This is a genomic window from Candidatus Nanopelagicales bacterium, from assembly GCA_028687755.1.
In the GTDB taxonomy this organism is placed as follows: Bacteria; Actinomycetota; Actinomycetes; order S36-B12; family S36-B12; genus UBA11398.
Genome location: JAQTZL010000008.1, coordinates 23,656 through 50,378, shown reverse-complemented (window position 1 = coordinate 50,378; position 26,723 = coordinate 23,656). Strand labels below are relative to the sequence as shown.

At 53.4% G+C, this 26,723-nt stretch carries 31 protein-coding genes and 1 tRNA gene; 14 read left to right on the top strand and 18 right to left on the bottom strand.

Features of this window, described 5'->3' with window-relative positions:
• Positions 1–210: 210 nt before the first annotated feature.
• Positions 211–663 carry a hypothetical protein gene (locus PHN51_09865; protein MDD2819079.1) on the bottom strand — a complete coding sequence of 151 codons (453 nt, stop codon included), beginning with the start codon at positions 661–663 and terminating at the stop codon, positions 211–213.
• A gap of 241 nt (positions 664–904) precedes the next feature.
• Here PHN51_09865 and PHN51_09860 point away from each other — a divergent pair.
• Positions 905–977, top strand: a tRNA-Thr gene (locus PHN51_09860).
• Between the two features lie 58 nt (positions 978–1,035).
• On the opposite strand, the gene PHN51_09855 is transcribed toward PHN51_09860, so the two are convergent.
• The gene (locus tag PHN51_09855) at positions 1,036–1,473 is read right to left on the bottom strand and encodes a hypothetical protein (protein MDD2819078.1); all 438 of its coding nucleotides are present in this window, start codon (positions 1,471–1,473) and stop codon (positions 1,036–1,038) included.
• 90 nt (positions 1,474–1,563) lie between these two features.
• Here PHN51_09855 and PHN51_09850 point away from each other — a divergent pair, with 90 nt between their 5' ends.
• Positions 1,564–2,832: a DUF4032 domain-containing protein gene (locus PHN51_09850; protein ID MDD2819077.1), complete on the top strand. Its 1,269-nt coding sequence runs from the start codon at positions 1,564–1,566 to the stop codon at positions 2,830–2,832.
• Here PHN51_09850 and rlmB read toward each other — a convergent pair.
• The 5 genes from rlmB to PHN51_09825 are packed head-to-tail and all read right to left on the bottom strand — an operon-like array spanning position 2,829 to position 6,916.
• Complete coding sequence (rlmB, locus tag PHN51_09845) at positions 2,829–3,779, bottom strand: 23S rRNA (guanosine(2251)-2'-O)-methyltransferase RlmB (protein ID MDD2819076.1); 951 nt, start codon at positions 3,777–3,779, stop codon at positions 2,829–2,831. The genes PHN51_09850 and rlmB overlap by 4 nt on opposite strands.
• A gap of 38 nt (positions 3,780–3,817) precedes the next feature.
• Positions 3,818–5,212: a cysteine--tRNA ligase gene (gene cysS / locus PHN51_09840; GenBank protein ID MDD2819075.1), complete on the bottom strand. Its 1,395-nt coding sequence runs from the start codon at positions 5,210–5,212 to the stop codon at positions 3,818–3,820.
• A gap of 9 nt (positions 5,213–5,221) precedes the next feature.
• Positions 5,222–5,728 (bottom strand): 2-C-methyl-D-erythritol 2,4-cyclodiphosphate synthase, encoded by a 507-nt coding sequence (gene ispF, locus PHN51_09835; protein MDD2819074.1) that lies wholly within the window; start codon positions 5,726–5,728, stop codon positions 5,222–5,224.
• A complete protein-coding gene (ispD, locus tag PHN51_09830; GenBank protein ID MDD2819073.1) occupies positions 5,721–6,431 on the bottom strand; it encodes a 2-C-methyl-D-erythritol 4-phosphate cytidylyltransferase in 711 nt (236 codons plus the stop codon). Before ispD ends, ispF begins: the two co-directional genes overlap by 8 nt.
• Before the next feature lie 2 nt (positions 6,432–6,433).
• Positions 6,434–6,916, bottom strand: a complete 483-nt coding sequence (locus PHN51_09825; protein MDD2819072.1) for a CarD family transcriptional regulator — start codon at positions 6,914–6,916, stop codon at positions 6,434–6,436.
• Positions 6,917–6,990: 74 nt separating this feature from the next.
• Here PHN51_09825 and PHN51_09820 point away from each other — a divergent pair, with 74 nt between their 5' ends.
• Positions 6,991–7,569: a hypothetical protein gene (locus PHN51_09820; GenBank protein MDD2819071.1), complete on the top strand. Its 579-nt coding sequence runs from the start codon at positions 6,991–6,993 to the stop codon at positions 7,567–7,569.
• 3 nt (positions 7,570–7,572) lie between these two features.
• Here the strand turns inward: PHN51_09820 and PHN51_09815 are convergent, their stop codons facing one another.
• Both PHN51_09815 and PHN51_09810 read right to left on the bottom strand, forming a co-directional pair.
• Entirely contained in the window at positions 7,573–8,253 is a 681-nt protein-coding gene (locus PHN51_09815) for a response regulator transcription factor (GenBank protein ID MDD2819070.1), read from the bottom strand.
• Positions 8,250–9,380, bottom strand: coding sequence for an ATP-binding protein (locus PHN51_09810; GenBank protein ID MDD2819069.1), 1,131 nt, complete (start codon positions 9,378–9,380; stop codon positions 8,250–8,252). The genes PHN51_09815 and PHN51_09810 overlap by 4 nt, the downstream gene beginning before the upstream one ends.
• A 152-nt stretch (positions 9,381–9,532) precedes the next feature.
• Between PHN51_09810 and phoU the strand changes: the two genes are divergently transcribed.
• The 4 genes from phoU to PHN51_09790 are packed head-to-tail and all read left to right on the top strand — an operon-like array spanning position 9,533 to position 12,907.
• On the top strand, positions 9,533–10,231 hold the full coding sequence (gene phoU, locus PHN51_09805; protein ID MDD2819068.1) for a phosphate signaling complex protein PhoU: 699 nt from the start codon (positions 9,533–9,535) through the stop codon (positions 10,229–10,231).
• A gap of 60 nt (positions 10,232–10,291) precedes the next feature.
• Positions 10,292–11,593 carry a D-inositol-3-phosphate glycosyltransferase gene (mshA, locus tag PHN51_09800; GenBank protein ID MDD2819067.1) on the top strand — a complete coding sequence of 434 codons (1,302 nt, stop codon included), beginning with the start codon at positions 10,292–10,294 and terminating at the stop codon, positions 11,591–11,593.
• A 12-nt stretch (positions 11,594–11,605) separates the two neighbouring features.
• Positions 11,606–12,109 (top strand): YbjN domain-containing protein, encoded by a 504-nt coding sequence (locus tag PHN51_09795; GenBank protein ID MDD2819066.1) that lies wholly within the window; start codon positions 11,606–11,608, stop codon positions 12,107–12,109.
• Positions 12,110–12,136: 27 nt separating this feature from the next.
• Positions 12,137–12,907 (top strand): phosphoglyceromutase, encoded by a 771-nt coding sequence (locus tag PHN51_09790; GenBank protein MDD2819065.1) that lies wholly within the window; start codon positions 12,137–12,139, stop codon positions 12,905–12,907.
• Here the strand turns inward: PHN51_09790 and PHN51_09785 are convergent, their stop codons facing one another.
• Positions 12,908–13,195, bottom strand: coding sequence for a DUF2516 family protein (locus tag PHN51_09785; protein ID MDD2819064.1), 288 nt, complete (start codon positions 13,193–13,195; stop codon positions 12,908–12,910).
• A gap of 48 nt (positions 13,196–13,243) precedes the next feature.
• Here PHN51_09785 and dtd point away from each other — a divergent pair, with 48 nt between their 5' ends.
• Positions 13,244–13,693 carry a D-aminoacyl-tRNA deacylase gene (gene dtd / locus PHN51_09780; GenBank protein ID MDD2819063.1) on the top strand — a complete coding sequence of 150 codons (450 nt, stop codon included), beginning with the start codon at positions 13,244–13,246 and terminating at the stop codon, positions 13,691–13,693.
• Here the strand turns inward: dtd and PHN51_09775 are convergent.
• The 3 genes from PHN51_09775 to PHN51_09765 are packed head-to-tail and all read right to left on the bottom strand — an operon-like array spanning position 13,656 to position 15,593.
• Positions 13,656–14,612, bottom strand: a complete 957-nt coding sequence (locus PHN51_09775) for a hypothetical protein (protein ID MDD2819062.1) — start codon at positions 14,610–14,612, stop codon at positions 13,656–13,658. The genes dtd and PHN51_09775 overlap by 38 nt on opposite strands.
• Positions 14,609–15,073, bottom strand: coding sequence for a Fur family transcriptional regulator (locus tag PHN51_09770; protein ID MDD2819061.1), 465 nt, complete (start codon positions 15,071–15,073; stop codon positions 14,609–14,611). Before PHN51_09770 ends, PHN51_09775 begins: the two co-directional genes overlap by 4 nt.
• Positions 15,048–15,593: an FABP family protein gene (locus PHN51_09765; protein ID MDD2819060.1), complete on the bottom strand. Its 546-nt coding sequence runs from the start codon at positions 15,591–15,593 to the stop codon at positions 15,048–15,050. Before PHN51_09765 ends, PHN51_09770 begins: the two co-directional genes overlap by 26 nt.
• Positions 15,594–15,734: 141 nt before the next feature.
• Between PHN51_09765 and PHN51_09760 the strand changes: the two genes are divergently transcribed.
• The gene (locus PHN51_09760; protein ID MDD2819059.1) at positions 15,735–16,094 is read left to right on the top strand and encodes a DsrE family protein; all 360 of its coding nucleotides are present in this window, start codon (positions 15,735–15,737) and stop codon (positions 16,092–16,094) included.
• 3 nt (positions 16,095–16,097) lie between these two features.
• Here PHN51_09760 and PHN51_09755 read toward each other — a convergent pair whose 3' ends face one another.
• From PHN51_09755 to PHN51_09745, 3 genes are all read right to left on the bottom strand, one after another.
• Positions 16,098–16,562: a DUF4395 domain-containing protein gene (locus PHN51_09755; GenBank protein ID MDD2819058.1), complete on the bottom strand. Its 465-nt coding sequence runs from the start codon at positions 16,560–16,562 to the stop codon at positions 16,098–16,100.
• A gap of 75 nt (positions 16,563–16,637) precedes the next feature.
• Positions 16,638–17,111, bottom strand: a complete 474-nt coding sequence (locus PHN51_09750; GenBank protein ID MDD2819057.1) for a thioredoxin family protein — start codon at positions 17,109–17,111, stop codon at positions 16,638–16,640.
• Complete coding sequence (locus tag PHN51_09745) at positions 17,099–17,959, bottom strand: alpha/beta fold hydrolase (GenBank protein MDD2819056.1); 861 nt, start codon at positions 17,957–17,959, stop codon at positions 17,099–17,101. The genes PHN51_09750 and PHN51_09745 overlap by 13 nt, the downstream gene beginning before the upstream one ends.
• On the opposite strand from PHN51_09745, the gene PHN51_09740 reads away from it, so the two are divergent.
• From PHN51_09740 to PHN51_09720, 5 genes are read left to right on the top strand one after another with little or no spacing between them, the layout of a single operon-like run.
• Positions 17,940–18,674: a response regulator transcription factor gene (locus tag PHN51_09740; protein MDD2819055.1), complete on the top strand. Its 735-nt coding sequence runs from the start codon at positions 17,940–17,942 to the stop codon at positions 18,672–18,674. The two genes, PHN51_09745 and PHN51_09740, sit on opposite strands and share 20 nt — an antisense overlap.
• A gap of 11 nt (positions 18,675–18,685) precedes the next feature.
• A complete protein-coding gene (mshD, locus tag PHN51_09735) occupies positions 18,686–19,615 on the top strand; it encodes a mycothiol synthase (GenBank protein ID MDD2819054.1) in 930 nt (309 codons plus the stop codon).
• Between the two features lie 40 nt (positions 19,616–19,655).
• Positions 19,656–21,737 carry an RNA degradosome polyphosphate kinase gene (locus PHN51_09730; GenBank protein ID MDD2819053.1) on the top strand — a complete coding sequence of 694 codons (2,082 nt, stop codon included), beginning with the start codon at positions 19,656–19,658 and terminating at the stop codon, positions 21,735–21,737.
• Positions 21,734–23,266, top strand: coding sequence for a CYTH and CHAD domain-containing protein (locus PHN51_09725; GenBank protein ID MDD2819052.1), 1,533 nt, complete (start codon positions 21,734–21,736; stop codon positions 23,264–23,266). Before PHN51_09730 ends, PHN51_09725 begins: the two co-directional genes overlap by 4 nt.
• A 2-nt stretch (positions 23,267–23,268) precedes the next feature.
• A complete protein-coding gene (locus tag PHN51_09720) occupies positions 23,269–24,192 on the top strand; it encodes an NUDIX hydrolase (GenBank protein ID MDD2819051.1) in 924 nt (307 codons plus the stop codon).
• Between the two features lie 9 nt (positions 24,193–24,201).
• Here PHN51_09720 and PHN51_09715 read toward each other — a convergent pair whose 3' ends face one another.
• Positions 24,202–25,485 (bottom strand): serine protease, encoded by a 1,284-nt coding sequence (locus PHN51_09715; GenBank protein MDD2819050.1) that lies wholly within the window; start codon positions 25,483–25,485, stop codon positions 24,202–24,204.
• Complete coding sequence (gene glgC / locus PHN51_09710; protein ID MDD2819049.1) at positions 25,482–26,705, bottom strand: glucose-1-phosphate adenylyltransferase; 1,224 nt, start codon at positions 26,703–26,705, stop codon at positions 25,482–25,484. Before glgC ends, PHN51_09715 begins: the two co-directional genes overlap by 4 nt.
• Positions 26,706–26,723 lie beyond the last annotated feature (18 nt).

Below are 26,723 nucleotides of genomic sequence, written 5' to 3'. Positions count from 1 at the left end.
ACAACTCTCATTCGAGACGAATTTGCGTGTCTCGAATGGCGACAGTTGGCCGCGAAAGATCAAGACTCGCTCGTGAGCTCTAAAGCTCCCAGTCATCGGTTGATGACCCTTTTAAGGTACGCGAAGATCCGCTGAAAGCGAAATCCCCTCACGAAAACGACAATCCCCCTGCCAACCCTAAGGTCGACAGGGGGATTTCAGCGTCGAGAATTACTCAGCTGCTGAGAGTTCGATCTTCACGAAGTTCTTGTCCTTCGTGATGCCAGCTGCGGTGACCTTGACTGGAGCGGTCTTGCCCACAGTCACGGTTGCTGCCTTTGCAGTGTCAACCCTGACAACGCCTGACACGGTGCAGGTAAAGAAGCCTGCGAAGTCGCCACCTGCGTAAGTAAGGCTGACCTTAGTTACCTTGCCGGTGCCAACAACCTTGCCTGACTTGTCCTTGAACACGATTGGGGTCTTCAAAGTTGCGCCTGCTGCTGGGCCATCTTCGGTCACGCAAGCAGTCTTCGCTGCTGGCACACCGTCTGATGCCAAGATTGATGAGTCGACGAGCTTGACCTGAACGTTGACGTTCGAGGTAGCTGCCTGTGCTGGTGCTGCAACGAGAGCTGCTGCTGCAACCATGCCAAGAGCTGCTGCGCCGATAAGAGTCTTCTTCATTATTCCTCCGGTTGTTAGCAACGACGGGGGTCGCTGCCTTGGGTCTTTCGCCTGTGGCGTGAATATATACATCAAGTTGCCGCAATGGGAAGAGTTGAAGAATCTTTTTCCGAAACCAGCCAAATCGTTACTTTCGCGCCTGATCCCATGTAAACGTTGTGATCGCGACAACTCCCCCTATAAACCCCGATTCTGAGGGCGAATCACGTCCCTGCGAGCACTCTTCTAGACTTATCAGCCTGCCCCTATAGCTCAGTTGGTAGAGCACCTCACTTGTAATGAGGATGTCGTTGGTTCGATTCCGACTGGGGGCTCTGCAATGAATGAGGGGCACCGCAAATCCGGTGCCCCTCTTTCATGTAACCGTGCTCCTTAGCCAGCGAGACATCCGCCTTCGAAAAGTGCCTCGGGAATTGTTGCGTCCGCTGGATACGCCGTTGGGGTCTTGCTGTAGTCAACGGTGCCACACACGTCTGCCTGCTCCTTTGGAATCCAGAACTGACCTTCTTGTTCAAAGATGAACGATGTTGGCGCACCATGTTCACCGTCACCGATTGTTGCGCCGACAACTGCCCAACCGTCAGCACACGACAAGGCATCCCATGACATCAATGTCACGTCTTTTGCTAGGCCTTGTTCCAAGGTTGGCTTGATGGCAGCTTCGGTGCACTCAGTCATGCCACCCACCATTGAAGCTGATGCGCTTGGTGTTGCATCACCTGAAGTGCTGTCACTACTTGAACATCCTGCAAGTGCTGCGCCTGCAACGAGTGCGGTTGCGAGCAGCATTGCTCCACGAGTACGAATCACAATTCCTCCAGTATTAAATGCAACGTTTGTGCAATTGACTGTAACCAAGAGTCTTCGCGATATCCCGGACTGACATGTCAGACTTTCGACGTGCTCCTCACCGGTAACTCGACGGAACCTGAACTGGCGTTCTTGCCATGGGAAATTCCCTTGGAGCAATGGTCTGACGAACTTGTCGTGGCACTGCCGCGCGGAATTAGCCGACACATCGTGCGTTTTGTTCGCATCAACAATCGTGTCTATGCGGTGAAGGAAATTGAGCAGTACTACGCATCGCGCGAATACGCACTACTTCATGAATTACTTGATCGCGATGTTCCTACCGTTTCACCCGTCGCAGTGATTTCCGAACGCTTCGACCATCTAGGCGAACCACTACCCTCTGCTTTGATCACCGAGCACCTGAAGTTCTCATTGCCTTATCGAGCACTCTTTTCTTCAAGCCTTCGCCTTGATACTGCTTCTCGCCTGCTCGATGCGCTGGCAGTGTTACTCGTTCAACTGCATCTTGCGGGTTTCTCCTGGAACGACTGCTCCCTTTCCAACACCTTGTTTCGACGCGACGCTGGCGCATTCGCCGCCTATCTCGTTGATGCAGAAACCGGTGAATTACACGAGAAGCTCAGCGATGGTCAGCGCGCCTACGATCTCGAAACAGCAGCAACGAACGTTGCTGGCGAACTCCTTGATCTACAAGCAGGCGGTCGCCTCCATGAAGGCATCGACCCAATTGAGGTAGGCATCAGCCTGCACCAGCGTTACGAAAAACTCTGGAATGAACTCAAGCGCACGCTTGTGATTTCTCGAGCCGATCGTTTTGAACTAGAAGCGCAGATTCGCCGACTGAACGATCTTGGGTTTGACGTCGCCGAACTTCAAGTCACCACTGGTCAAGATAAGGACCAGGTCGTGGTGACTCCAAAGGTGGTGGATCCTGGTCATCACATGCATCGTCTCTTGCGTTTGACCGGTATCGATGCGGAAGAGCAACAAGCCCGTCGCCTACTCAACGACCTTGATTCATATCGCTACAAAATTGAATCAGGCCCAGACGATGAGGAATTTGCGGCACACCGCTGGGTCAATGATCGTTTCGAGAAGGTCATGGAAAAAGTTCCATACGACATGCGTCGAAAACTTGAGCCCGCCCAAATCTTTCACGAAGTCTTAGAGCATCGCTGGTTTATGTCAGAGCGTGCAGGAAGCAGTGTGAAGTTTGAAGATTCAGTCAATGACTACATTGAAAATGTGTTGTCAAAGAAGCCAGACGAGCAATCAGTTCTCGGCGCACGCATCGGCAATGCCAATGACACCACCCAAGAACTATTGCTTCATCTTCCGCACGAGGATGAGTACTAGCGAGCGATACTCACTGCATGTAAAGCGATACCCGCGGCAACGGAAGCATTGAGCGATTCATTGCCGTCAAACATCTCGATACGCACTTGCCAGTCACAGGTTTCGGCGACCAACCGCGAAAGGCCCTTGCCTTCCGAGCCGATCACAATCACGACTGGTTCAGAAAGAACACGCTTTGGTAAATCAGCAAATGTGTGTTCAGCTTCAGCAGCCAGGCCAACAACTGCATAGCCGGAGGTTTGCAGGGACTTCAATGCACGCGTGAGGTTAGTGACCTGAGCTACTGGAACGCGGGCGAGAGCACCTGCAGATGTTTTCCAAGCGCCAGCGTTCACGCCAGCGGAGCGGCGCGCAGGAACCACGATGCCACCGGCACCAAAAGCGGCAGCAGATCTTGCAATCGCACCTAGGTTGCGTGCATCAGTCACGCCATCAAGCGCAACGATCAAGTTGCTGTCACTGATGTCACTGAGCTCTGAGTATTCATATGCGGGAACGGTAAGCACCATGCCTTGATGCACGGAGCCATCGGTCATGCGATCGAGTTCAATTTTCGTTACTTCAAGCACAGGGATATTTGACGCGATCGCGCGGCGCAGTGACTCGCGCCAACGATCATCGGCTTCTACGCGCGTTTGCATGTAGAGGGTCTTTCCTGGAACACCTGCACGCAAGCCTTCAACCACCGCATTACGCCCCATGAGCATGCTTGAGTCTTCGCGGCGAGCTGGACGACGGCCACCAGTTGAGGTCGAACGAGGACTATCCGCAGCGCGCTCTGAAGCCTTCTTTCGCTTGGCCGCTTGGTGATACGGGCGCTCAACAGCCTTTGGTGTTGGTCCCTTGCCCTTGAGCTGCTTGCGGCGCTGGCCTCCAGAGCCAACAGTTGCGCCCTTCTTTGTGCCAGGGTTGCGCATCGCGCCTCGACGCTGTGAATTGCCTGCCATGTGTTGTTACCCCTTGCTAGAAGATCGTGCGCGATGAGTTATTGCTCGAGAGTCCAACGTGCCCCTTGCGGAGTGTCCTCAATGCGAATTCCCATGGAGTCCAATCCATTGCGAATCGCATCAGCTGCTTCAAAGTCTTTACGTGCGCGTGCTTCTTGCCTCTGAACAAGCAGTGCCTGCACCAAACCGTCAATCACTTCAGTGGTCTGGTCACTTCCACCAGCACTTTTTGGCCAATCGCGGGGATGTAAGCCCAACACATCCAACATTCCAAGAACTGAACCAAGTGCCACGGCGACATCCTGATGGTTCTGCTCAGTCAAAGCCGCATTGCCCGCCCGCACAGTGTCGTGTAACACCGCGCATCCTTGAGCGACCGAAAGATCATCATCCATCGCATCATCGAATTGCTGTGGTCGCGTTTCAGTGAGACCTTGAGCTTGCGCACCAAGAAACTCTTGTGCACGTGCGATAAAGCCCTCAATGCGACGAAATGCTTGGCCTGCTTCTTGAACAGATCCATCCGAATACTCAAGCATCGAGCGGTAATGAACGGAAACCAAGTAGTAGCGCAGATCAACTGGCCGGATGCGCTTCACAACTTCAGAGACGAGTAGTGAGTTACCCAACGACTTGCTCATTTTTTCGCCAGCAGTAGTCACCCAGGCGTTATGCATCCAATAGTTCGCGAAACCATCGCCTACAGCTTGCGACTGCGCAATTTCATTTTCATGATGCGGAAAGATTAAATCAAGGCCGCCCCCATGAATATCAAAATTCGGGCCAAGGTATTTACCTGCCATCGCCGAACATTCAATATGCCAACCTGGCCGCCCATCGCCAAAAGGTGTTGGCCATGAAGGCTCACCAGGCTTTACTGACTTCCACATCGCAAAATCGCGCGCATCACGCTTACCCATTGCTTCAGAGTCAGCGGAGGCAACCATGTCGTCTGGTTTTTGGCCACTCAGATTTCCATAGGTTGCAAATGACTTCACATCAAAATACACATCGCCATTGAGTTCGTAGGCATGCCCCGCTTCGATGAGACGCTGCATCAATGTGACCATCTCGGTGATGTGACCGGTCGCGCGTGGCTCATAGGTTGGTGGCAAGCAACCCAAGATGTTGTATGCATCGGTGAAAGCGCGCTCGTTATTGATAGCAACAAGCCAGTAAGGGATTCCCTGCGCTTTGCCGTTGTTGATGATCTTGTCATCAATATCGGTGACGTTGCGAATGAAAGTGACGTCGTAGTCGCGGGCAATCAACCAGCGGCGCAGCACATCAAAGGCGACGCCACTACGAATATGCCCAACATGTGGCGGCGCCTGCACGGTGGCACCGCACAAGTAGATCCCAGCCTTGCCCGGCTCGATGGGGACAAACTCGCGCTGAGTGCGCGTTGCGGTGTCATAAAAGGAAAGTGCCACGAGCGCAGGTTACCGATCTACCGATGGTGCTTGTTGCAGCACAAGAGCAACGGCGATTGCAGCTACGCCTTCACCGCGACCAGTGAGTCCTAAGCCATCAGTCGTAGTTCCGGATACTCGAATAGGTGCGCCAACCGCTTTGCTCAACACAGTTTGAGCTTCTTCGCGGCGGGTTCCGATCCGTGGACTATTTCCAATGACTTGCACTGATCCATTAGCAATGGCAAAGCCGGCTGCTTTGACCAACGCAGCAGTATGCGTGAGCATCGAAATTCCCGATGCGCCGCTCCATCGTGGATCGTCTGTCCCAAACACTGACCCCAGATCTCCAAGTCCAGCTGCAGATAGCAACGCATCGCATAAGGCATGACAAGCAACGTCAGCATCCGAATGGCCTGCAAGCCCATTCACGCCAGGCCAGTGCAATCCGGCCATCCACATTTCACGACCTTCTTGGAAGGCATGGACGTCGGTTCCCATCCCGATCAACGGGGAAGCCAATTCGTGATTAGCCATGAGTGAGCGCCGCCCTTCGCTTAGCAAGCACGCTTTCCGCGAGTAACAAATCTATTGGTCGAGTTACCTTGAAGGCTTCCTCGTGACCAGCGATCACGCGAACCTGTACCCCATGACGTTCGACCAGACCTGAATCATCAGTCGCCGTATCCTCAACAGCCGCTGCGTGCGCTGCTTGTAGAACAGCGCGATCAAAGCCTTGGGGGGTTTGCACAGCACGAAGGGAACTGCGGTCGGGGGTAGCGATCACGAGATCATCCGCATTGACCTGCTTGATGGTGTCAGTGACCAAAAGTGCTGGGATAACAGCGGGATATCCATTGCGTACCTCTGCCACGATTGCGCTCACAATTTCGGTTGGCACAAATGGTCGAGCGGCGTCATGAACGAGCACCACATCGACATCATCAGGAAGCTCGAGCAGTGCGTGAGAGACGGAGGCTTGCCGGGTCTCACCGCCACTCACAACGATAACTTCAGCGCCAATATCTTCGAGAAACAGTGCCCGCACGCTTTCTACGGCTTCTTCTGGAGCAGCAATAACGATGAGATCAACGCTGCGCGAACCAGCTAACGCATGCACTGCATGCACCAGCATCGGTGTTCCACCAATTGGTCGCAGTGCTTTTGGAACCCCAGCACCCAGACGCTCACCGCGCCCGGCGGCTGGTACCAGGGCAGCAGTGCGCCCTAGAACACTCACGTCTAGGAGGCGAGGACCTCATCGAGGATGGCCTCAGCCTTAACCTCGTTGGTCTTCTCAGCTAGAGCCAGCTCACTCACAAGAATTTGACGAGCCTTGGCCAGCATCCGCTTTTCGCCAGCTGAAAGACCACGTTCTTTTTCACGACGCCACAAATCGCGCACTACTTCAGCCACCTTGATGACATCGCCTGAAGCGAGCTTCTCAAGATTTGCCTTGTACCGGCGGGACCAGTTGGTGGGTTCTTCGGTATATGGCTGGCGAAGCACGTTAAATACGCGCTCCAAGCCAGCGGCATTGACCACATCGCGAACGCCGACGAGATCGACATTGTCAGAGGGAACGCGAACAGTCAGATCGCCCTGAGCCACGCGGAGGACGAGGTACTCGCGATCCTCACCTTTGATCTTGCGCATCTCCACGGCTTCGATAACTGCCGCCCCATGATGTGGGTAGACGACAGTGTCGCCAACGTTGAAAGCCATTGAGTAAAACCCCTTTCGAGGGGTTAAGACTACCACGAGAAGACACCCCAAAATCTGGTCGCTACTCTTCCCTTGTGACGAACGTAAACCTGACCCAACGCGCCCTTGCCCGCCGCAGCTCAATTGCCATGGCTGCTATCGCCCTCGTGGCCCTGCCAGCCCTCTCAGGCTGCTGGAACGGCAAAGAGGCCACCACCAACATGCAATCTGGCATGAATACCGGCAACGGGATTGAGGCGCAGGTTGGCGATATGGAAGTGGTGAACGTGACCTTGGTCAAGGGTCAGGGAGTTGGCCCGGCTCAACTCATCGGAACGATCGTCAACAACGGCATCACCGTTGATGTGGTCGACAGTGTCGAGGTTGATGGCAAGGCGATCTCCTTCACCCCAGCACTCAAGCCGATTCTGGGTGGCGGTGCAGTCGCCTTTGGCTACCAAAATGCCGCAACGAAGGCTCCCGTTCGTGGTGCCAAACCGGCGGTTAGCACCTACGTTCCTGTGACCTTTAACTTCCAAAATGCCGGACAACTGAAGATCTCAGTCATGACGGTTCCTGACACTGGCTTCTACGCAGGCATCACCAACACGGTGACCTTGAGTGACGTGCTCCCTGCAGCGACTCCAGCTGCAAGCGCCACTTCAGCTGAGTAGAACTCAAGCCTGGTAGCGGTAACCCAACCCACGCACCGTCAGCAGGTGCACGGGATTTGCGGGGTCTACTTCAACCTTTGCGCGCAACCGCTTGATGTGAACATCAAGAGTCTTGGTGTCACCGACGTAGTCAGCGCCCCAAATACGGTCGATGAGTTGATTACGGGTCATGACGCGACCTGCGTTACGCACCAAGAACTCCAAGAGATCGAATTCTTTAAGCGGCATCGTGATCTGTTCACCACGCACCGAAACTACGTGACGATCCAAGTCAATACGCACGGGTCCTTCTTCAACCGTGGTGGGAAGTAAATCTTCAACTTCTCCATGACGACGAAGCACTGCCTTGACTCGAGCGAGTAACTCACGTGAAGAAAATGGCTTCGTGACGTAATCATCGGCACCGAGCTCTAGCCCTAGCACTTTGTCGATCTCGCCATCTTTTGCTGAAAGCATGATGATGGGAACAGAAGATTTTGCACGAATGTGCTTACACACTTCAGTGCCCGACAGGCCGGGCAACATAAGGTCAAGTAACAGGAGATCTGCACCATTGCGTTCGAACAGTTCAACAGCTTTATGGCCATCGGCCGCTACTTCTACTTCATAGCCTTCACGTTTCAACATGAATGACAGAGCTTCAGAAAAAGACTCTTCGTCTTCAACGATCAAAATTTTGGTCATGACTGCAGCTCCCCGAATGGTGCCGATATCTCAATAATCGTTGCCTCATCACCTTGCTGGTTAGCGTCTTCGCCAACAAATGTTGGTAGGCGCAAGGTGAAAGTTGAACCCACGCCAACTTCGGACCAAACGGTGCATTCTCCACCATGGTTTTGACACACATGTTTCACGATCGCTAATCCCAACCCAGTACCACCGGTTACTCGCGAACGAGCCGGATCAACACGGTAGAAGCGTTCAAAAATGCGATCGAGATCGTTAGCAGGAATTCCTACACCTTGATCTTTCACCATGATTTCTACGATTGAGTCGATTTCACGTGAATGCACGGCAACACTCGTACCATCGGACGAATAGGCAATGGCATTGACCAACAAGTTGCGCACAGCTGTTTGCACTTGGCCTGCATCCGCATATACAAACGTTGGCGCTTCCGCAGCGATGACGAGATCAATTTCGCGAGTTTCCGCAAGCATGCGTACATCTTCAATGGCAAGCGCAATTACTTCGTCAATGTTTACGACTGCTGCATGGCTCAGTGGATCATCACCTTGCAAGCGAGATAGATCGATAACGTCTTGTACAAGATGTCCAAGACGCGTTGCTTCCATCTGCATGCGTTGGGCAAAGTGTCGGACCTGTTCTGGATCCTCGCTCGCCGATTGAATCGCTTCTGCTAGTACAGAAAGCGCACCGACGGGAGTTTTGAGTTCATGACTGATGTTGGCAACAAAATCTCTACGCACGGCATCAACTCGACGCTCTTCAGCAAGGTCGTCAATCAAAACCAAGATTGCGCCCGTACCAAGGTCCGCAACTCGAACGCGTAGTTCTAGGAGTTCGCGACCAAGTGGTGGACGGCGCACACGCATCTCTTGTTCGCGAGCTTCACCGTCGTCAGCCACTGCATGAACCAACTTGGCCAAATCGCGAATCGCGATGGTGTTGCGATTCACCAAGCCCAGAGCCAAGGCTTTCGCGCTAGCCCGAAGAACGGTGCCATCTTGATCAACCACGATGGAGACCGAGGGCAGAACAGCCAAAATCCGGGAAACCTCGTCTGGGATCTCTTGGTAGTCCACTACAAGCCCATCTGCCGTTTGCGCTCGAAGGAAGGTGCTGGCCACTATTGAAGGATAGGCAGCCAAGTGGGTCAGATGAAAATTATTCGCACGAAACCACGAACCATTTGCTTAGGGTTCATCCTTCCCTCTAAGCGTTCACCAACTCGTTGCCTTTCGTTCAACCTTTGGCCATGTTGCAACTCAAGGATGGACTCATGGCAACGTATGCTCCACGCCGTAGGAGGAAAAGCGTTCCAGTGGCATATGCCGAAGATCTAGAAGCCGTTAACGCGGGATTGGTTGAAGTTGCCGATCTCGTGGGCTCCGCGATGTTCATGGCCACCCAGTCCTTACTCGATGCCGATAATGATTTGGCCCAGGCCGTCATCGCCCAAGATGAGCGCATCGACATCCTGACCTCGCAAATCGAAGAGCGCTGCTTTGATCTCATCTCCCTACAGCAGCCCACCGATCGCGATCTTCGGATCCTGATCGGCTCTTTGCGCATCGCTGCTTCCCTTGAACGCATGGGCGATTTAGCCTCGCACGTGGCCAAGCAAGCACGGATGCGCTTCCCAAATGCAGTGGTTCCCGAAGATCTCCGCGAAACCTTTGAACAAATGGGCGCGCTTGCCCAAGCCATTGTCACCAAGACTGCTCAGGTGATCGCCACCAAAGATTTGACCCTTGCCACAGACATTGCAGCTCACGATGAGGTTGTTGATCGCCTCCACCGTGAGCTCTTCCGGGCCGTACTCAATTCCAGCTGGGAGCATGGCGTCGAGACAGCAATCGACATCACCTTGCTCTCGCGCTACTACGAGCGATATGCCGACCATGCGGTCTCCGTCACCCGGCGCCTGATCACGATCGTTACCGGTGAGCCATACGTAGGAGTTTCGCTCAAGCCGTAATCGTTTGTCAGGCTCGCGCCGATATGTAAGGCTGCCCTCACTAGATCCTTGAGGGAGGTGATGATGAACATTCGCGAGATGCGTTCGCTGCGACCAAAACCAAAGCGCGTTGCTCTGTTCTCCATCCACACCTCCCCCCTTGACCAACCCGGAACCGGCGATGCCGGTGGCATGAACGTGTACGTCCTGGAAAGCGCGAAGCAGCTGGCTCAAGCTGGCGTTGCTGTTGAAATTTTTACGCGCGCCACTCGGTCTGATGTTGATCCCATTGTTGAAGTTGAACCTGGCATTTTAGTTCGCCATGTCACTGCTGGTCCTTTTGAAGGTTTGCGCAAAGAGGATCTTCCAGGGCAACTCTGCGCGGTTACTGCCGGTGTCTTGCGCGCTGAAGCTTCGCGCCCTGAAGGTTGGTTCGATCTCATCCATTCGCACTACTGGCTTTCAGGGCAAGTGGGCTGGCTAGCTTCTGAACGTTGGGGCGTTCCACTCGTGCACACCATGCACACGATGGCGAAAGTGAAGAATGCCGACCTCGCGATTGGTGACAAACCAGAACCCATGGGTCGCGTCATTGGTGAAGAGCAAGTTGTAGAAGCAGCCACACGGCTTGTTGCCAATACTGACGACGAGGCAAACGAACTCATCAATCTTTATGGTGCAGACCCATCAAGCGTTGATGTCGTACACCCAGGTGTTGACCTCTCGCTCTTTGCTCCAGGTGATCAACAGGCTGCTCGCAAGCGTTTAAATGTTCCTGCACATGCACATGTGTTGTTATTTGTTGGTCGCATTCAGCCGTTGAAGGCGCCCGATGTGTTGCTCCACGCAGCAGCAGAGATGGTTTCTGCTAATCCTGAACTACGTTCTCGGCTGCTCGTCGTTATTGCAGGCGGTCCTTCAGGCAATGGGCTTGATCGGCCAACAGCCTTGGTGGATCTTGCAAATGAACTGGGCATTGCTGATCTGGTTCGTTTTGAACCGCCAACGAATCGCCACACTCTCGCGGACTGGTTTCGCGCCGCAGATCTCACAGTTGTGCCGTCTTACTCAGAATCATTTGGCCTTGTAGCCATCGAATCTCAGGCTTGTGGCACGCCCGTGGTTGCAGCAAGTGTGGGTGGATTGCGCACAGCCGTGAACGATCACGTCAGTGGGCGCTTGATTACTGGCCATAACCCAGCGGACTATGCGTCGGTGATGAATACTTTGCTGAGTGCCCCGAGGGAGCTTGAAATTTTTCGCCAAGGCAGTCGTGCGCATGCTGAGCAATTCGGCTGGCAATCAACGGCGTCAGGTCTCCTTGATTCCTATTCACAAGCACTTATTGATTACCGAACACGCGCGACCAGCATCGCGTTGTAACGTGTGTGCATCATGATTGATAAAGCCGCAGTTGCGTCAACCATTCGCCAGTACTTACAGGCAAGTGAAATTGAATTTGAAGAAATTGCAGGACCAACCTTTGTTGCAACCCTGCCAGGCGTGAAGAAACTCAAAACAAACGTCGCGCTTGCCGTGGGCACACATGCCGTATCTGTCAGTGCATTTGTCGCGCGTTGCCCCGAAGAGAACAACGCAGCGGTGCATGAATGGCTCCTAGAGAAGAACCGCCGCATGTATGGGGTCGCCTTTTCCATCGACCAGTACGGCGATATTTATTTGACTGGCCGCGTCTCACTCAAAGCCATTGATGATGACGAACTCGATCGTCTCCTGGGCTCTGTTCTGGAATATTCAGATGAATCGTTCAACCCCATTTTGGAAATGGGCTTCCTGAGCGCAATGCAGCGCGAGTGGGATTGGCGCATTTCTCGAGGGGAACCAACCTTTAACCTCGAAGCCTGGCGCCACCTCCTCGAACATCCCGGTGAGCAATAACCCCAGTCGAGGCGGCAAAATAGGTCTATGACCACAAGCCAGGCGCCTTACACCTTGATCCTGCTTCGCCACGGCGAAAGCGAATGGAATGCCAAGAACCTCTTTACCGGTTGGGTCGACGTTGACCTCAATGAGAAGGGCCTTGCCGAGGCTAAGCGTGGCGGTGAATTGCTGAAGGAAGCCGGCATCCTGCCTGACGTGGTTCACACCTCACTGTTGAAGCGCGCGATTAAGACCAGCCAGATCGCCCTTGAAGCTGCTGACCTGCACTGGATTCCCGTTGTGCGCAACTGGCGGTTAAATGAACGTCACTACGGGGCGCTTCAAGGCAAAGACAAGGCACAAACCCTTGCAGAGTTTGGTGAAGATCAATTCATGTTGTGGCGCCGTTCATATGACACTCCACCACCGGCCATTGATCCAAATAATGAGTGGGCGCAGACACACGAAGTTCGCTACAGCGCATTGCCGCCTGAAGCGGTGCCCGCTACCGAATGTTTGAAGGACGTCGTTACGCGCCTGATTCCATATTGGGAAGACGTGATTGTCGCCGAGCACCTTCGTGCCGGAAAAACGGTGCTCGTTGCTGCACATGGAAATTCATTGCGCGCATTAGTGAAGCACCTTGATGGAATTTCAGATGCTGATATTGCAGGTTTGAATATCCCGACAGGCATTCCGCTGGTGTATCGCTTGGATGAAAATCTCAAGCCACTTATTCCTGGTGGCGAGTACTTAGATCCTGCAGCCGCAGCAACGGCTGCTGCTGCAGTCGCGGCGCAAGGTAAAAAGAAGTAGCTACCAGCGGTTGTTGAGAATCTCGATGATGCGCGGACGCACATCGAAGAGATAGACCAACGCGATCACAGCACCTGCAATACCAAATATCGATAGCGGATCACCGATAGCAAGATTGGCTAACGCTGCAATGCCCGTAAGTACGAGCCACAACACCTTGGTCTGACGACTCACAGCTGGAAAGGCTTGTGCTGGTCGGCGCACACAGTCAATGAAGGCGAATCCACTCAGGCCAACAATCAAAATCGTGAGCAAGAGATACGCGATGTTTTGGGTTTGATACAGCACATGGCAACGGTAACGGATCTGATCTGGGATTTATGAAAGGGTGATCGCATGCGTGCCCTTGTCCAACGAGCACTTGATGCCAGCGTCAGCGTTGATGGCCAGATTCTTGGTCAATTCCAAGGTGCGGGCTTAGTTGTACTCGTTGGAGTCACCCACACTGATAATGCAGCAACAGCCAAGAAACTGGCCGAAAAAGTTCACCATCTACGCATCTTTCCTAGTGACACCGGTGAAGTTTCAGCCAGTGATCTGAGTTTGCCCATACTCGTGATCTCGCAATTCACCCTGTATTCGGACACCAAGAAAGGTCGACGCCCTACTTGGGATGCAGCTGCTCCCGCATCAGTTGCCGAACCTTTGGTGGATGCGTTTGTTCAAGCCTTGCAAGATGCGGGAACACATGTTGAAACTGGCAAATTCGGTGCAGATATGAAAGTGACCTTCACCAATGACGGCCCGATCACCATCCTGCTGGAGCTGGATCCTCCAACGCAGTGATCTGGTGACCATTATGTTCAATGACTAACTGCTCACCTACGGCAACATTGCGCTTCAACATCACTACCGCAATGTTTCCGTCTTCATAATGACGAGCGGCTGTTCCAACCCAACCAACAACCTTGCCCTTGCAGGTGATTTCTTCACCATGAACGGGCAGTTCATCATCAGATCCGTCAAGGTGAATCAGTGCCAATCGACGTGGTGGTTGCCCAAGGTTATGCACCTTGGCAACGGTTTCTTGGCCTCGATAGCAACCCTTATTGAGATGAACAGCGCAATTTAGCCAGTTCACTTCATTGGGAATTGTGCGGTGATCGGTTTCGCAATTCATGCGCGGCATACCCGCTGCAACCCGTAAAGCTTCCAAGGCCCAAGAACCTGCTTGAGGTGCAGCTCCCAGACGACTGGCTAATTGATTACGAGGAATCACCACTTCACGCCCAGCAAACCCTCGAGCTGCAAAGGGTTCTGGAACCAACCACGTTGGATGATGCTCATCTGCGGAGTGCACTGGCTCCCAAACAACACCAAAATTTTCCGTCACATCAGCAACGTCAACGCGCAACATAAAGCGCATGCGATCCAGATAAGCGATCAGTGATTCGGTCTGACCAGGTTGCGTGATGATCCAGCAGGTTTCACCATCGTCGGCAATGTGCAATTCGTATTCGACATGACCATTTGGGCTCAAGATCAGTGCCAATGCGCTTTGCCCAACAGCAAGATCTTTCACAAGTTGTGTCGTCAGATCGTTTAACCAGGTCAATCGATCTGGGCCACTGACAGTGATTACACCGCGATTGTTGAGGTCAACAACCCCAATGCCACCAACGAGATTTCGTTGCTCGCCTAGTGGATCTCCGCAATGCCACGCCATCCCTTGATCAAAGACCTCTACCGGTGGTTGCACACTCATGATTGAACCTCAAGGCTGTTGTCACTCAACATGTTGAAACATGATTCACATTCACCGTGCATCGCCATGTGGGAAATGTCAGTGACGAACGCATGATTGGCTCGAAGCGCTGCAATGAAGGAATCAGCGACTGACCCTGGTGCGCTGGAAACTTTTCCGCAGGTGTCACAGACCAAGTGAATATGAATGTCTTCATCAACTGCGTGATACGTCGGTGCGCCATGGCCAATATGCGCGTGGGTAACCAAGCCAACATCTTCAAGTACTTCTAGCGTGCGGTACACCGTCGAAAGATTGACACCTGATGCCGTTCGTTGGACTTCGAAAAGGATTTCTTCCGGTGTCCCGTGCCGCAAATGTTCAACAGCTTCGAGAACCAACTGGCGTTGCGGGGTAATGCGAAACCCGTGTTCGCGTAACCGCTGATCCCAATCGCTATTCACTCGACTGCTCGGGCTCACGCACGTCTGCACGTTGTAGCGATGCAGCAAGGTGATTGCTGATCGGCTGGCCCATTGCTGCCATATCGAAGGTCCAAAGCAGCTTGCCTTCAACTAATCCATAGAGGCGATGGCCCTCGGTGTATTCCTTTGCACTTTCCGTACGCGCAACAAGATCAGTGCGCATTTCTGCGCGTGCACCAGTAATCACTGCCTGTTCAATGCCAGTGACTTCAACCTTGCCGTACCAAATTTCGGCATAGCCCGTGGGGTGCGAGAGTTGCATCTCTAGGTGGTTATCAGGGCGTGGGCGGATAAAACCCGACTCCGATGCAAGCGGACGAAGGCGATTGCCCTCTTCATCGAGCAACCAACTGCGAGAGGAATAGTTCAGGAATGGGCGTCCGTCGGTGCTGAAGACAATCTCCTGGCCAAACCGGAAGTCTTCAATGGTGGGGTAATGCCCCGTGCCGACGCCAACCCAGTGGCCAATCAGCCAAGAGATGGGCGCAAGTTCAGCTTTGACTGCGTCCGCATCCATTGAGATCAGCCTTGGCTCTTAAACAGCCGAAAGACGACAACAAAGGCAACCCAACCCGCAAGAGCAAGAGCGCCGACCAACAGACTCGTGTAGACGATTTCTAACATGTACGGCAGCCTATCGTCCATGGGAGTAAATGGCATGAGGCAGTTGGTCGTAAAGGTCACAGCGGGAGCAGATGATCCTGAGCGCTGCGCTCAGGGGTTCACCGTGGCTGCAACAGCCGTTGCTTCAGGCGCTCAGGTCTCGCTTTGGCTCACGGGAGAGGCTGCCTGGTTCGCCTTACCTGGCCGAGCCGGGGAATTCACCTTGGCGCATGCAGCAGCACTCAATGACCTTCTAGACGCGGTGCTGGCAGAGGGAAGTGTCACGTTATGTTCGCAGTGCGCTCAACGCCGCGACATTTCACCTAGCGATGTCATCGATGAAATTCGCATCGCGGGGGCTGCGAGCTTTGTGGAAGAAATTCTTGGCGCCGAAGTGCAAGCGTTGGTCTACTAGGTTTTAGACACCGGCTGGGCGAGAGAAGACCCGCTTGCCCAATAAAAACATTTCGCAACCCAAGCAAAAACCAAAGGCTGCATTCAAAAATGCAGCCGCAAGTGCGAATGCCACAGCGATGTATGTGACAGCGTCAACGCCCGTAACCACACCAATAAGTGCAACTGCGGTGAATATGAATCCAACCAACGCTGCAAAGCGAGGTGGTGCAATCGCTTCAAAATCCGTTGCAGGTGCAAGTCGTGGCTGCACAACTGTGCGGAAAATAATTCCGTATGGCTGAGCCTTTAATCCGATAAAGGCCCCCAACCCAAACACCACCGTTTGAATCACGAGGAGTGTCGTTGCCACTGCTGTGCCGACTGTTAATAGTGATGCGGCCAGTACCAGCACAGTGATAGCTGCGGCGAAACGTGGGCCGCGCACATCAACTTCTACCTCTGGATCACACAACGCTGGGGATGACATTTCCCTAGAGTTACACAGGTACCTACGTGCAACAAGGCCGGAAAATGTTCATGCAAAGCCTTTGCAATTAAAGACCTACAGCACGTCTCCGAGAGCGGCGATCACATCTGCCTTACGTGGCATACCCACAGCTCGCTTGGTAATCACTCCGCTTGAGTTCAACACAAGGACTGTTGGGGTCCGGCGGATATCAAGTTGCCGGACCAAATCAAGGTGAGCTTCCGCATCAATTTCAAGGTGAACGGTGCCTGGAACCATGGATGCAACTTCGTCCAAAATGCGGCGAGTAGCGCGGCACGGTTGGCAAAAAGCTGTAGAAAACTGCACCAGCGTGGCATGGGTACCAAGGGAAGACCCCAGCGCTTCAGCGCTGAGCCTCTCTCCTCCATGCTCGGCAACGGAAGCTGTCTCAACACCAACTTCGGGAGCATCATCAGCGACAGGAACAGGCGCAGCCACTGATTTCATCGTGCCGTCGGTCTTTTTGCGCCATAGGCCAAAGATGCTGGCAAGCGCGAGTACCGCGACAAGCAGAATTAATCCGAGCATCTAGCCAAGCTCCATTTCGCAATTTCATCGATCGTATCCATCGCAACTGCGGCTTCCGCATGCCCGACCCCAGTTAAGAGCCAAAGGTCAACATCTGGATGCCCGCTTGTCACCGCGGCACGATGAATTGCCTGGGGATGCTCCACAGGGAAATACCGATCCTTGGTGCCATGCACGACCAACAACGGCGTGCTGTCCAGCAGTCCTGCTGCCACGTGCGGCTCAATAGGGCGCAGCTGCGGCCACTCCACCGGTCGAATAAGCGTGCCCTTTGCTCGAAGGAGGAGACGACCAGGCTTTGTCTCAACACACCAATGCAATAGGCGCATCACCTTGGTGCCTCGGTAGTACCAAAATGCCGGGCCACTGACCGTCACGATTGCATCAACGGGGTTGCCCACTCCAGGATCGGCCTCTGACGTCAATTCTGGATGCAAGGCCAAGGCGGCCTGTCGAATGCACACCGCCGCACCCAAAGAGAAGCCAACCGAAACTACGCTCCGAAACCCAAGTTCCCGAGCCCAAGCCACAGCACGATCAACATCGAGGACTTCCCACATGCCCACAGTTGATTGACCACCAGAACCACCGTGACCTCGCAGGTCCACGGTGATGACCGCGCCATACTCACTCAGGTGATCAACGATTGACCTGACGTGTTCATGCTCGCCGTGTCCGGTGATGCCATGGGCCACAACGAAGGCCAGCGAGCCGGGCCCCGACGTCAATCGAACCTTGACCTGGACGCCGTCCGCTGTCACCAGAGTGGCCGCACTGGACTGATCCATGGGAGCATTGTCCCCTAGAGCAATAACGGAGGTGATCAAGATGCGAATCGTCTTGCTCACTCGCGCGCTTGAATCCTCGACAGAGGTTCTCCCGGCACTGGCGTTGCTTACCCACCAAGTGCGCACTCTTCCTGCCGAACCCACAGCTCTTCTCAATGCACCTGAATGTGATGTCTTGCTGGTCGATGGCCGCCGGGATCTACCAGCCGTGCGTGGATTAACTCGCCTACTTCAGCACACAGGCATCGACGCACCACTCGTACTTGTGACGACCGAAGGCGGTCTCTCCGCAGTGCAATGGGACTGGGGCATCGATGAAGTGCTCCTAGATACCGCTTCGCCTGCAGAGGTCGAAGCACGTCTTCGGTTGGCTGCATCGCGCTTGACTCCAGGTGTTGATCTTGAATCGGGCAACAACGAAGAAATTCGCAGCGGTGAACTCATGATCGATGAAGGCACCTACACAGCCAAACTTCGCGGGCGTGCACTTGATCTCACGTTCAAGGAATTCGAACTCTTGAAATTCCTAGCCCAACACCCTGGGCGCGTATTCACGCGTGCGCTACTCCTTCAAGAAGTGTGGGGTTACGACTACTTCGGCGGCACCCGCACTGTCGACGTTCACGTCCGTCGTTTGCGCGCAAAGCTCGGTACTGAACACGAGGCCATGATTGGCACAGTGCGAAACGTCGGTTACCGCTTTGTTCCACAAAACATCGACCAAGCAACGATGGCGGTACTCGCCGTTGATGAAGTCGGCATTGGGCTGAATTAGCAGTGGGCCAAATGGAGATCGTTACGCGTCTTGACCAGTCGCAAATCGACGAAGCCGTTGCGCTTATTGATGAAATCACCCTGCACGATGGACTTTCCCCAATATCGGAGCACGTATTCCTGCACCTTCGCCACGGCGGCGATGATCAAGGCTTGCATTTCCTGAAGTTTGAAGAGTCCGCACTCATCGCATACGCACACCTTGACATCACTGACAAGGTCGAAGGGCCAAGTGCAGAAATCGCCGTCGCGCCCGACTTTCGTCGACAAGGTCTTGGAACGGAATTAATTCGAGCACTTGTCGATGCTGCACCGGCTGGCAACTTGCGCCTTTGGGCACACGGCGAACAAGCGATCGCAGGTCAATGGGCTAAAGCCATGGGATTTCGCCACGCACGAACACTGTGGCAAATGCGTCGATCACTTCTTGCACCACTTCCACCAGCGCGCTTCAGCGACGATGTCGTCCTGCGTTCCTTTATTCCCGGTCATGATGACCAAGAGTGGGTTGCTCTCAACGCAAAGGCCTTTGCTGGCCACGATGAACAAGGTGACTGGACTCTTGACGATCTTCATCGTCGAATGGCTGAGCCTTGGTTTTCCATCCCGGGTTTCCTCGTAGCGGCCGATCGAGACAGTGGGAAAATGCTGGGCTTTCACTGGACGAAAATCCACGGGGTCGTTCAGGCGACACCCGAAAATCCTCATGTTCACGATGCCATCGGCGAGGTTTATGTGGTGGGCGTAGACCCAACCCTCCAGGGCAAGGGCTTGGGCAAGGCCCTGACCTTGGCTGGATTGCATCACCTGCGGGCCCAAGGGCTGGTGCAGAGCATGTTGTACGTGGACGCCTCAAATACCTCCGCGATCACCCTCTACGAAACCCTTGGGTTCTCCCGCTGGGATGTCGATGTCATGTATCGCCATGGATCGCTCACCTAACGGCCAAGAACTGTTCATCTTCTTGTGACACCATGCACGGGTGTCGAATTCATTTACTGACCTTCCCGTCGATCGATTTCTGGATCGTGAGCTCTCCTGGCTGGCCTTTAACCAACGGGTCTTGGAACTAGCCGAGGATGCCAATCTCCCGGTGCTGGAGCGGGCCAAATTCCTCGCGATTTTTGCAAGTAACCTCGATGAATTCTTCATGGTGCGAGTCGCGGGCCTTAAACGACGCATCGCTACCGGGATCGCGGTGCGATCAGCCAGTGGCAAAAGCCCCAAGGATGTACTGGAATCAATCTGGGAACGTGCGCACGCCCTCCAACGCGAGCATGCACAGGTATTTCAGGGTGAAGTTCTCCCAGAGATGCGTTCAGCAGGCATCGAATTGCTTCGTTATGAGCAACTCACAGCAGATGAACGCGATTTCCTCGACAAGTTCTTCCATGCACAAGTCTTCCCTGTGCTAACTCCGCTTGCAGTTGACCCTTCACACCCGTTCCCGTACATCAGTGGATTGTCGCTCAACCTTGCAGTAGTGGTGCGCAATCCAGTGACAGGAAACGAACTCTTCGCACGCGTAAAGGTTCCCCCGCTCCTACCGCGCTTCGTAGCACTGGGTTCACAACGCTTCGTGCCATTGGAAGATTTGATGGCATCGCATCTCAATGAACTATTCCCAGGAATGCAGATTCTGCAACACCACAGTTTCCGCGTAACTCGAAACGAAGATGTTGAAGTAGAAGAAGACGATGCGGAAAACCTCTTGCTTGCACTGGAGCGAGAACTCATGCGCCGCCGCTTTGGGCCACCTGTACGACTCGAAGTTGAAGCGTCGATTGACTCATATGTGCTTGAACTATTAATGAGTGAACTCGATGTCACTGACAGTGAAGTCTTCCGCGTTCCGGGACCACTTGATCTCACCGGGCTTTGGTCCTTTGTCGGTCTTGATCGGCCTGATTTAAAGCAAGCAAACTTTGTTGGCCGAACTTCGCGCCAGCTCGCTGAAGTTGAAAGTTCCACTCAGCCTGACATCTTCGCCGTCGTTCGCGAACATGACGTACTCCTGCACCATCCATACGATTCGTTTAGCACTAGCGTGCAAGCCTTCCTAGAGCAAGCCGCAAACGATCCCCACGTGTTGGCGATTAAACAAACGCTCTACCGCACTTCGGGTGACTCACCAATTGTTGATGCACTCATCACGGCTGCCGAAAATGGCAAGCAGGTACTGGCAATTGTTGAGATTAAGGCTCGCTTCGATGAGCAAAACAATATCGACTGGAGCCGCAAACTTGAAGAAGCCGGTGTGCACGTTGTCTACGGCCTCGTTGGTCTTAAGACACACGTCAAGGCTTCAATGGTTGTGCGCAATGATGGCGACCAACTTCGACGTTACTGCCACTTGGGTACCGGTAACTACCATCCAAAAACCGCTCGCCTGTATGAAGATATCGGTCTGATTACCTGTTCAGCTGATGTTGGCGAAGATATTTCAAATCTCTTCAATGTGCTGTCCGGCTATTCCATGAATACTGAATATGCACGTCTTTTAGTTGCACCACACTCCGTTCGTACCGGACTCATTGAACGTATCGATCGTGAAATCGCAAACAGCGAAGCCGGTTTACCCAGCGGGATTCGCATCAAGTGCAATGCTCTGGTTGACGAAATTGTGATCGATGCTCTCTACCGCGCATCTCAGGCGGGCGTTTCAGTGGAAGTGTTTGTGCGTGGCATTTGCGCATTGCGTCCAGGCGTTCAAGGCTTAAGCGAGAACGTTAAAGTCATTAGCATTTTGGGTAGATTCCTTGAGCACTCCCGTGCGTTCTGCTTCGAGAACAACGGTGCACGCGAAGTCTGGATTGGCTCAGCAGACATGATGCATCGCAATCTTGATCGACGAGTTGAGACATTGGTGCGATTGGCTGAGCCTGTGCATATTGCCTGGGTGAATGACTTATTCGATATGGCAATGAGTCCTGACTTCTCAGCCTGGAGTCTGGACTCCGACGGCGTTTGGAATAGGCGCCTGCATCGCGAAGACGGCGCATTGCTTGCCGACTATCAAGAAACGTTGATTGCACGGACCAAACACGGTGGTGCTTCATTGTGAGTACCCCAACCACGCATCGTGAAATTGAGCGCAAGTTTCGCGTTCACGCTCTATTTGCGTGGCCGGAGCTCTCGGATCTCAATGCAACTGTTCAGGAACACCCGACAGTTTCAATGCGCGCGGTGTATCACGACACTGCTGAACTCACCCTCTTTCGATGGAAGGTCACTCTCCGTCGCCGTGAAGGAGGTCTTGATGCAGGTTGGCATCTCAAACTTCCAGTGGAAAGCATGTCCGAAGGTGTGCGCGATGAACTTCATGTTGCGTTAAACGCTGGAGCAGTTGGTCAAGTTCCTGCTGAACTCGCCGACATCATCACCCCACTTGTGCGCGACTTACCACTAGCTCCAGTGGTGGAACTGCGAACTGAACGTAGCCCCCGAGTCTTGACTTCACCAGAAGGCAAACCACTGGTTGAAGTGGTCGACGATGTCGTCACTGTTATTGATCTCAACGGTACGGCGGTCGGGATTTTCCGAGAGCTTGAAATTGAACTCCTTGATAACGATGATCCTGCGGCCCATGAGCTTCTTGAAGAAGTCAGTTCGCTACTTATGCATGTTGGTGCAATTCCGGGAACAATGAGCAAGGCCGCAAGCGCTCTAGGCCCACGAGCCACTGCACCTGCAGATGTTCCAGAACTCCCAATGCCGGGGCCAAGCGGGATGGCTGTCGATGCGATTCGTTCCACAATCGCAACCCATGTACGTGCCCTCATTTTTGCTGACATCGCCGTGCGCAGGAACCTGCCAGACGCTGTACACCAAGTTCGGGTAGCGGCACGTCGACTGCGTAGCAACTTACGCACATTTGAGTCATTGTTAAATCATGAGTGGGCATTGGCTCTCGAAGAAGAACTCGCTTGGCTCGCTGATGAAATGGGCATGATCCGCGACAGTGAGGTTCTCGAAGAGCGCCTTCTTAATCATGCCAATGACTTACTGCCAGGTGATGCGGAATTAGCTTCAAGCGCTATTCGTGTATATCTCGATCGGCGTATTGAGACCGCACGTGCAGGAGCCATGGCTGCGTTACGAAGTGATCGACATACGTACCTTATTGAAGATCTCGTGACTGCTACGCGCTCGCCCCAAATGCTCGATATTGCATATCAGCCATGCGAAATCGTGTTTCCCCCTCTGATTGAGCGCTCATGGAAGGCCCTTGCGAAATCCTGTGGCCAGTTAAAAATCCATGGACCCGCGCCTGAGTGGCATCGTGCACGCATCAAAGCTAAACGTGCCAGGTACGCAGTCGATGTCGTCGTGCCAATTTTCGGAAATCAAGCCAAGAAGTTCGCAAAGTCGTTATCTGAAGTCACAGAACTCCTAGGCGAGCACCAAGATGCATTTGTTGCTCAAGAGTTCTTGCGTGAATTAGCCAATACCAATGAAGTTGACGCCACCACTGGATTCGCACTCGGTCTCCTACACGGAGTGGAACTCAATTACGAAATGCAGGATCGTTACACCTTCGCGGATACTTGGGATAAAGCACGTAAAACTGCGCAGAGTTCGGGACTGGTGTAACCGTGGCCCCTGATCAAGGTTCAACTCCGGTTCGCGCAGCTGGCGTGATTTTGCTTCGAGGCACCCAAGGGCGTTATGAAACCCTCGTCGTTCATCGGCCTCATCGCAGCGACTGGTCACTCCCAAAGGGAAAGATTGATCCGGGTGAACACGTCATTAATGCCGCAATTCGCGAGTGTGATGAAGAAACGGGTATCCAAGCAATTCTCGGATCGCGTTTACCCACCCAGGAATACATCGCCTTAGGCCGAGCAAAGACTGTTGAATATTGGGTTGCCCAGGCTCGAAACGAAGAAGAGTTTGTTCCTAATGACGAGGTCGATGAGCTTCGTTGGATACCTGCTCAGCAAGCAAAAAGCCTGCTGACCTACGAGCACGACATCGCGCTCGTGGAACAGGCCGCAACGTTGCCCCAGACTGTTCCACTCATTATTTTGCGCCATACCCAAGCCGTGAAGCGCTCGGACTTCAAGGGCAAGCATGATTATGAACGTCCGATTAGTGGCAAGGGACGCAGCCAATCAAAAGGACTCATGCCGCTGCTTGATGCCTACGGCATCACCGCTGTGCATTCATCTGATTCAGAACGCTGTATGCAAAGCGTGAAGCGCTATGCAAAATCTATAAATGTGCCCGTTATCCCTGAGCCGGCTTTAAGTGAAGAACGTTTTCTCGACAATCCAAAAAAAGTTGAAAACCGAATGCTGGATCTCTTGAGTCAGCACCAAGCGATGGTTGTGTGCTCACATAGGCCCGTCATGCCTACGATTTTATCTGCCCTGGCCCAAGCCACTGGCGGCGATGCGTCAAGACCACAGTGGGACCCCAAGCTTCAACCAGGATCATTCATTGTGTTGCATCGCGCATTCGCCCCTGACGGCACTCCGAGAATCGTCAGCATGGAACGACATCAACTCGAAGATTGACATTCGTTGTTAAAGCACCTGCACCGACAGTGAGTGGCGGGCTTTGCCCTTTTTCAAGCTGATGATGCACGTGCCTGTTTGCTTCAGCACCACGCTTGAACCCCTAACTGCACAGATCCGTGCAGCAATCGGTGCAACCTTGATGGTTGGTTTTCCAGAAAGCCCAGCAAGGCGTGCGATTGCGGCAAAGGTGAGAGCAGTTCCGGATTTGCGTGCAGTGATTCCAGAAACGAAGGGGGCCGTGAGCTGCGCAGCATTGCCTTCGCCAAAAGCATTCGAACCCGAAATGGCAAATGTTGTTGCCTGGCCACCCGGCAATCCATCGAACTCACATACGGTTTCCATAGTCGTGCACGACTGACCACTAGGAAACGCTGTGACTTTCCAGATCGTTGTGTTTGCGCCTGCATCGCTCGGGGCTGACCAAGAAACCGTCACCCGCCCACCGTTATTGCGCGCTGTCAGATTTGTTGCAACACCCGGTTTTGCAGCGGGGATACTTCCCTGAGATGTCAGCCATGGCAAAAACGTTGTGATCCGGCTATACAACCCTGGATATCCGGCCTTCGCACATTCATTTCCACTACTTACCAAACCAGTAAGGACGGGAACCGTGCCTTGGATGACCAACGGACCACCACTGTCGCCTTGGCAGGCATCAATATTGCCCGCCGGTGTGCCAGCACAAATGTCTTGATTGGGATCAAGATCTGGCCCATATTGACCGCAGGGTTGATTTGGGCTCGCTAACACCTCAAGGTCCGCACGCATCAACTGATCTGACGTTGCGCCACCCGTGGGTGCGATGACACCCCATCCACTCACAGTTGCGGGTGTGCCGCTTGCAGGCCAAGTCAGAGCATCCATGCCGTAAGGCAATGCAATAGTGCGCACCTTGCCAAGCAGATCAATGGGTTTTGCCAACGTAATGACGCCAATGTCATTGGCGAAGGTGCGTGAATCAAAGGAGGGGTGCGCTGTTACCGCTGCAACTGGCGACTCTTGAGCTGGTGACCTTTCACTGGTCTTCGTAATCCCAGACCACACACGAATATCACTTGCTGACATCCCCGCCAAACAATGAGCGGCAGTCACTACCACCGTTGGCGACACCAACGACCCAGAGCATTGAGAGACACCACGCATCACAATCAATACCTGCCATGGAGATTGATCAATTGATGATGCGCTACCACCGATGACACGTGGAAATTTAATCGTCGCTGCTGTAGCCGAAATCGGAATACACAGCAATGCAATAGCTGTCAGTGCAGCGAAAAAGCGAACTCTCATCGCTCAGCCTGAGTGCCCTTACCAAGTACGACCACGCCACCATCACTTACGGTGTACAAACCACGATCGCGTTCAAGATCAACACCGATTTGAGCACCATCAGGGATGACCGTGTTTTTATCAAGAATTGCGCGTCGAACAACTGCATTCTTACCAATACGTACACCGGGCATAATCACACTGCCTTCGACGTAGGCCCCTGAACCAATAGCTACGTTGGAAGAAATCACGGAAGTACGTACATGGGCACCGGAAATGATGGTGCCAGCGCCGACCATAGATTCATGCGCATTGCCACCCTCAACAAATTTCGCTGGTGGTAATGACGGCAGGTTCGACAGAATCGGCCAACGGCGGTTGTAGAGGTTGAAAATTGGGTGCACGGAAACTAGATCCATGTGGGCATCGTGATAACTATCCAGTGAACCTACGTCACGCCAATAACCACCATCGCGTTCTGTGGCTCCGGGAACAACGTTGGTTGCAAAGTCATATACGCGCGCTTGACCACGGTTGGTGAGCATCGGAATGATGTTTGTGCCCATGTCATGCAGTGATGCTGGGTCTGCAGCATCTTCACGCAATGCTTCAAGCAAGATATCTGTTGAAAACACGTAGTTACCCATTGAGACATAGCAAGAAGTGTCATCACCAGGGATGGTTGGTGGATCGATTGGCTTTTCTAAGAACCTCGTAATGGTTTCACCGTCGGGTGCCGTTTGTATAACTCCAAAATCATGCGCTTCATGCTTTGCCATACGAATACCTGCAACGGTGACGCCGGCACCGGACGCAATATGTGCCTCCACCATTTGCATTGGATCCATGCGATACACGTGGTCGGCACCAAAGACAACGACGTAATCAGGTTCTTCGTCGTACACCAGGTTCAAACTCTGGAAAATTGCATCGGCACTTCCGGTGTACCAACGTGGCCCAAGTCGCTGTTGCGCTGGTACGGGAGTGACGTAGTCACCTAGCAAAGTCGGCATACGCCAGGTCTGGGTGACGTGACGGTCCAATGAATGCGATTTGTACTGAGTCAGCACGCATACGCGTCGCAACCCTGCATTGATCAAATTCGACAATACGAAATCGATGAGGCGATAGGAGCCACCAAAAGGTACTGCTGGTTTGGCTCGGTCAGCTGTCAAAGGCATGAGGCGTTTGCCCTCGCCACCGGCGAGGACCATGCACAGCACATGTGGCCCGCTACTCACCTTGTAACCATAGTCCCC

Excerpts from the sequence above, each read along its gene's own strand:
- PHN51_09865 (MDD2819079.1), bottom strand. The coding sequence starts at position 663 with ATGAAGAAGACTCTTATCGGCGCAGCAGCTCTTGGCATGGTTGCAGCA.
- rlmB (MDD2819076.1), bottom strand. The coding sequence starts at position 3,779 with ATGGCAGGCAATTCACAGCGTCGAGGCGCGATGCGCAACCCTGGCACA.
- ispF (MDD2819074.1), bottom strand. The coding sequence starts at position 5,728 with ATGGCTAATCACGAATTGGCTTCCCCGTTGATCGGGATGGGAACCGAC.
- PHN51_09825 (MDD2819072.1), bottom strand. The coding sequence starts at position 6,916 with ATGGCTTTCAACGTTGGCGACACTGTCGTCTACCCACATCATGGGGCG.
- PHN51_09815 (MDD2819070.1), bottom strand. The coding sequence starts at position 8,253 with ATGACCAAAATTTTGATCGTTGAAGACGAAGAGTCTTTTTCTGAAGCT.
- phoU (MDD2819068.1), top strand. The coding sequence starts at position 9,533 with ATGGCAACGTATGCTCCACGCCGTAGGAGGAAAAGCGTTCCAGTGGCA.
- mshA (MDD2819067.1), top strand. The coding sequence starts at position 10,292 with ATGATGAACATTCGCGAGATGCGTTCGCTGCGACCAAAACCAAAGCGC.
- PHN51_09795 (MDD2819066.1), top strand. The coding sequence starts at position 11,606 with ATGATTGATAAAGCCGCAGTTGCGTCAACCATTCGCCAGTACTTACAG.
- PHN51_09790 (MDD2819065.1), top strand. The coding sequence starts at position 12,137 with ATGACCACAAGCCAGGCGCCTTACACCTTGATCCTGCTTCGCCACGGC.
- dtd (MDD2819063.1), top strand. The coding sequence starts at position 13,244 with ATGCGTGCCCTTGTCCAACGAGCACTTGATGCCAGCGTCAGCGTTGAT.
- PHN51_09775 (MDD2819062.1), bottom strand. The coding sequence starts at position 14,612 with ATGAGTGTGCAACCACCGGTAGAGGTCTTTGATCAAGGGATGGCGTGG.
- PHN51_09765 (MDD2819060.1), bottom strand. The coding sequence starts at position 15,593 with ATGGATGCGGACGCAGTCAAAGCTGAACTTGCGCCCATCTCTTGGCTG.
- PHN51_09760 (MDD2819059.1), top strand. The coding sequence starts at position 15,735 with ATGAGGCAGTTGGTCGTAAAGGTCACAGCGGGAGCAGATGATCCTGAG.
- PHN51_09755 (MDD2819058.1), bottom strand. The coding sequence starts at position 16,562 with ATGTCATCCCCAGCGTTGTGTGATCCAGAGGTAGAAGTTGATGTGCGC.
- PHN51_09750 (MDD2819057.1), bottom strand. The coding sequence starts at position 17,111 with ATGCTCGGATTAATTCTGCTTGTCGCGGTACTCGCGCTTGCCAGCATC.
- PHN51_09740 (MDD2819055.1), top strand. The coding sequence starts at position 17,940 with ATGCGAATCGTCTTGCTCACTCGCGCGCTTGAATCCTCGACAGAGGTT.
- mshD (MDD2819054.1), top strand. The coding sequence starts at position 18,686 with ATGGAGATCGTTACGCGTCTTGACCAGTCGCAAATCGACGAAGCCGTT.
- PHN51_09715 (MDD2819050.1), bottom strand. The coding sequence starts at position 25,485 with ATGAGAGTTCGCTTTTTCGCTGCACTGACAGCTATTGCATTGCTGTGT.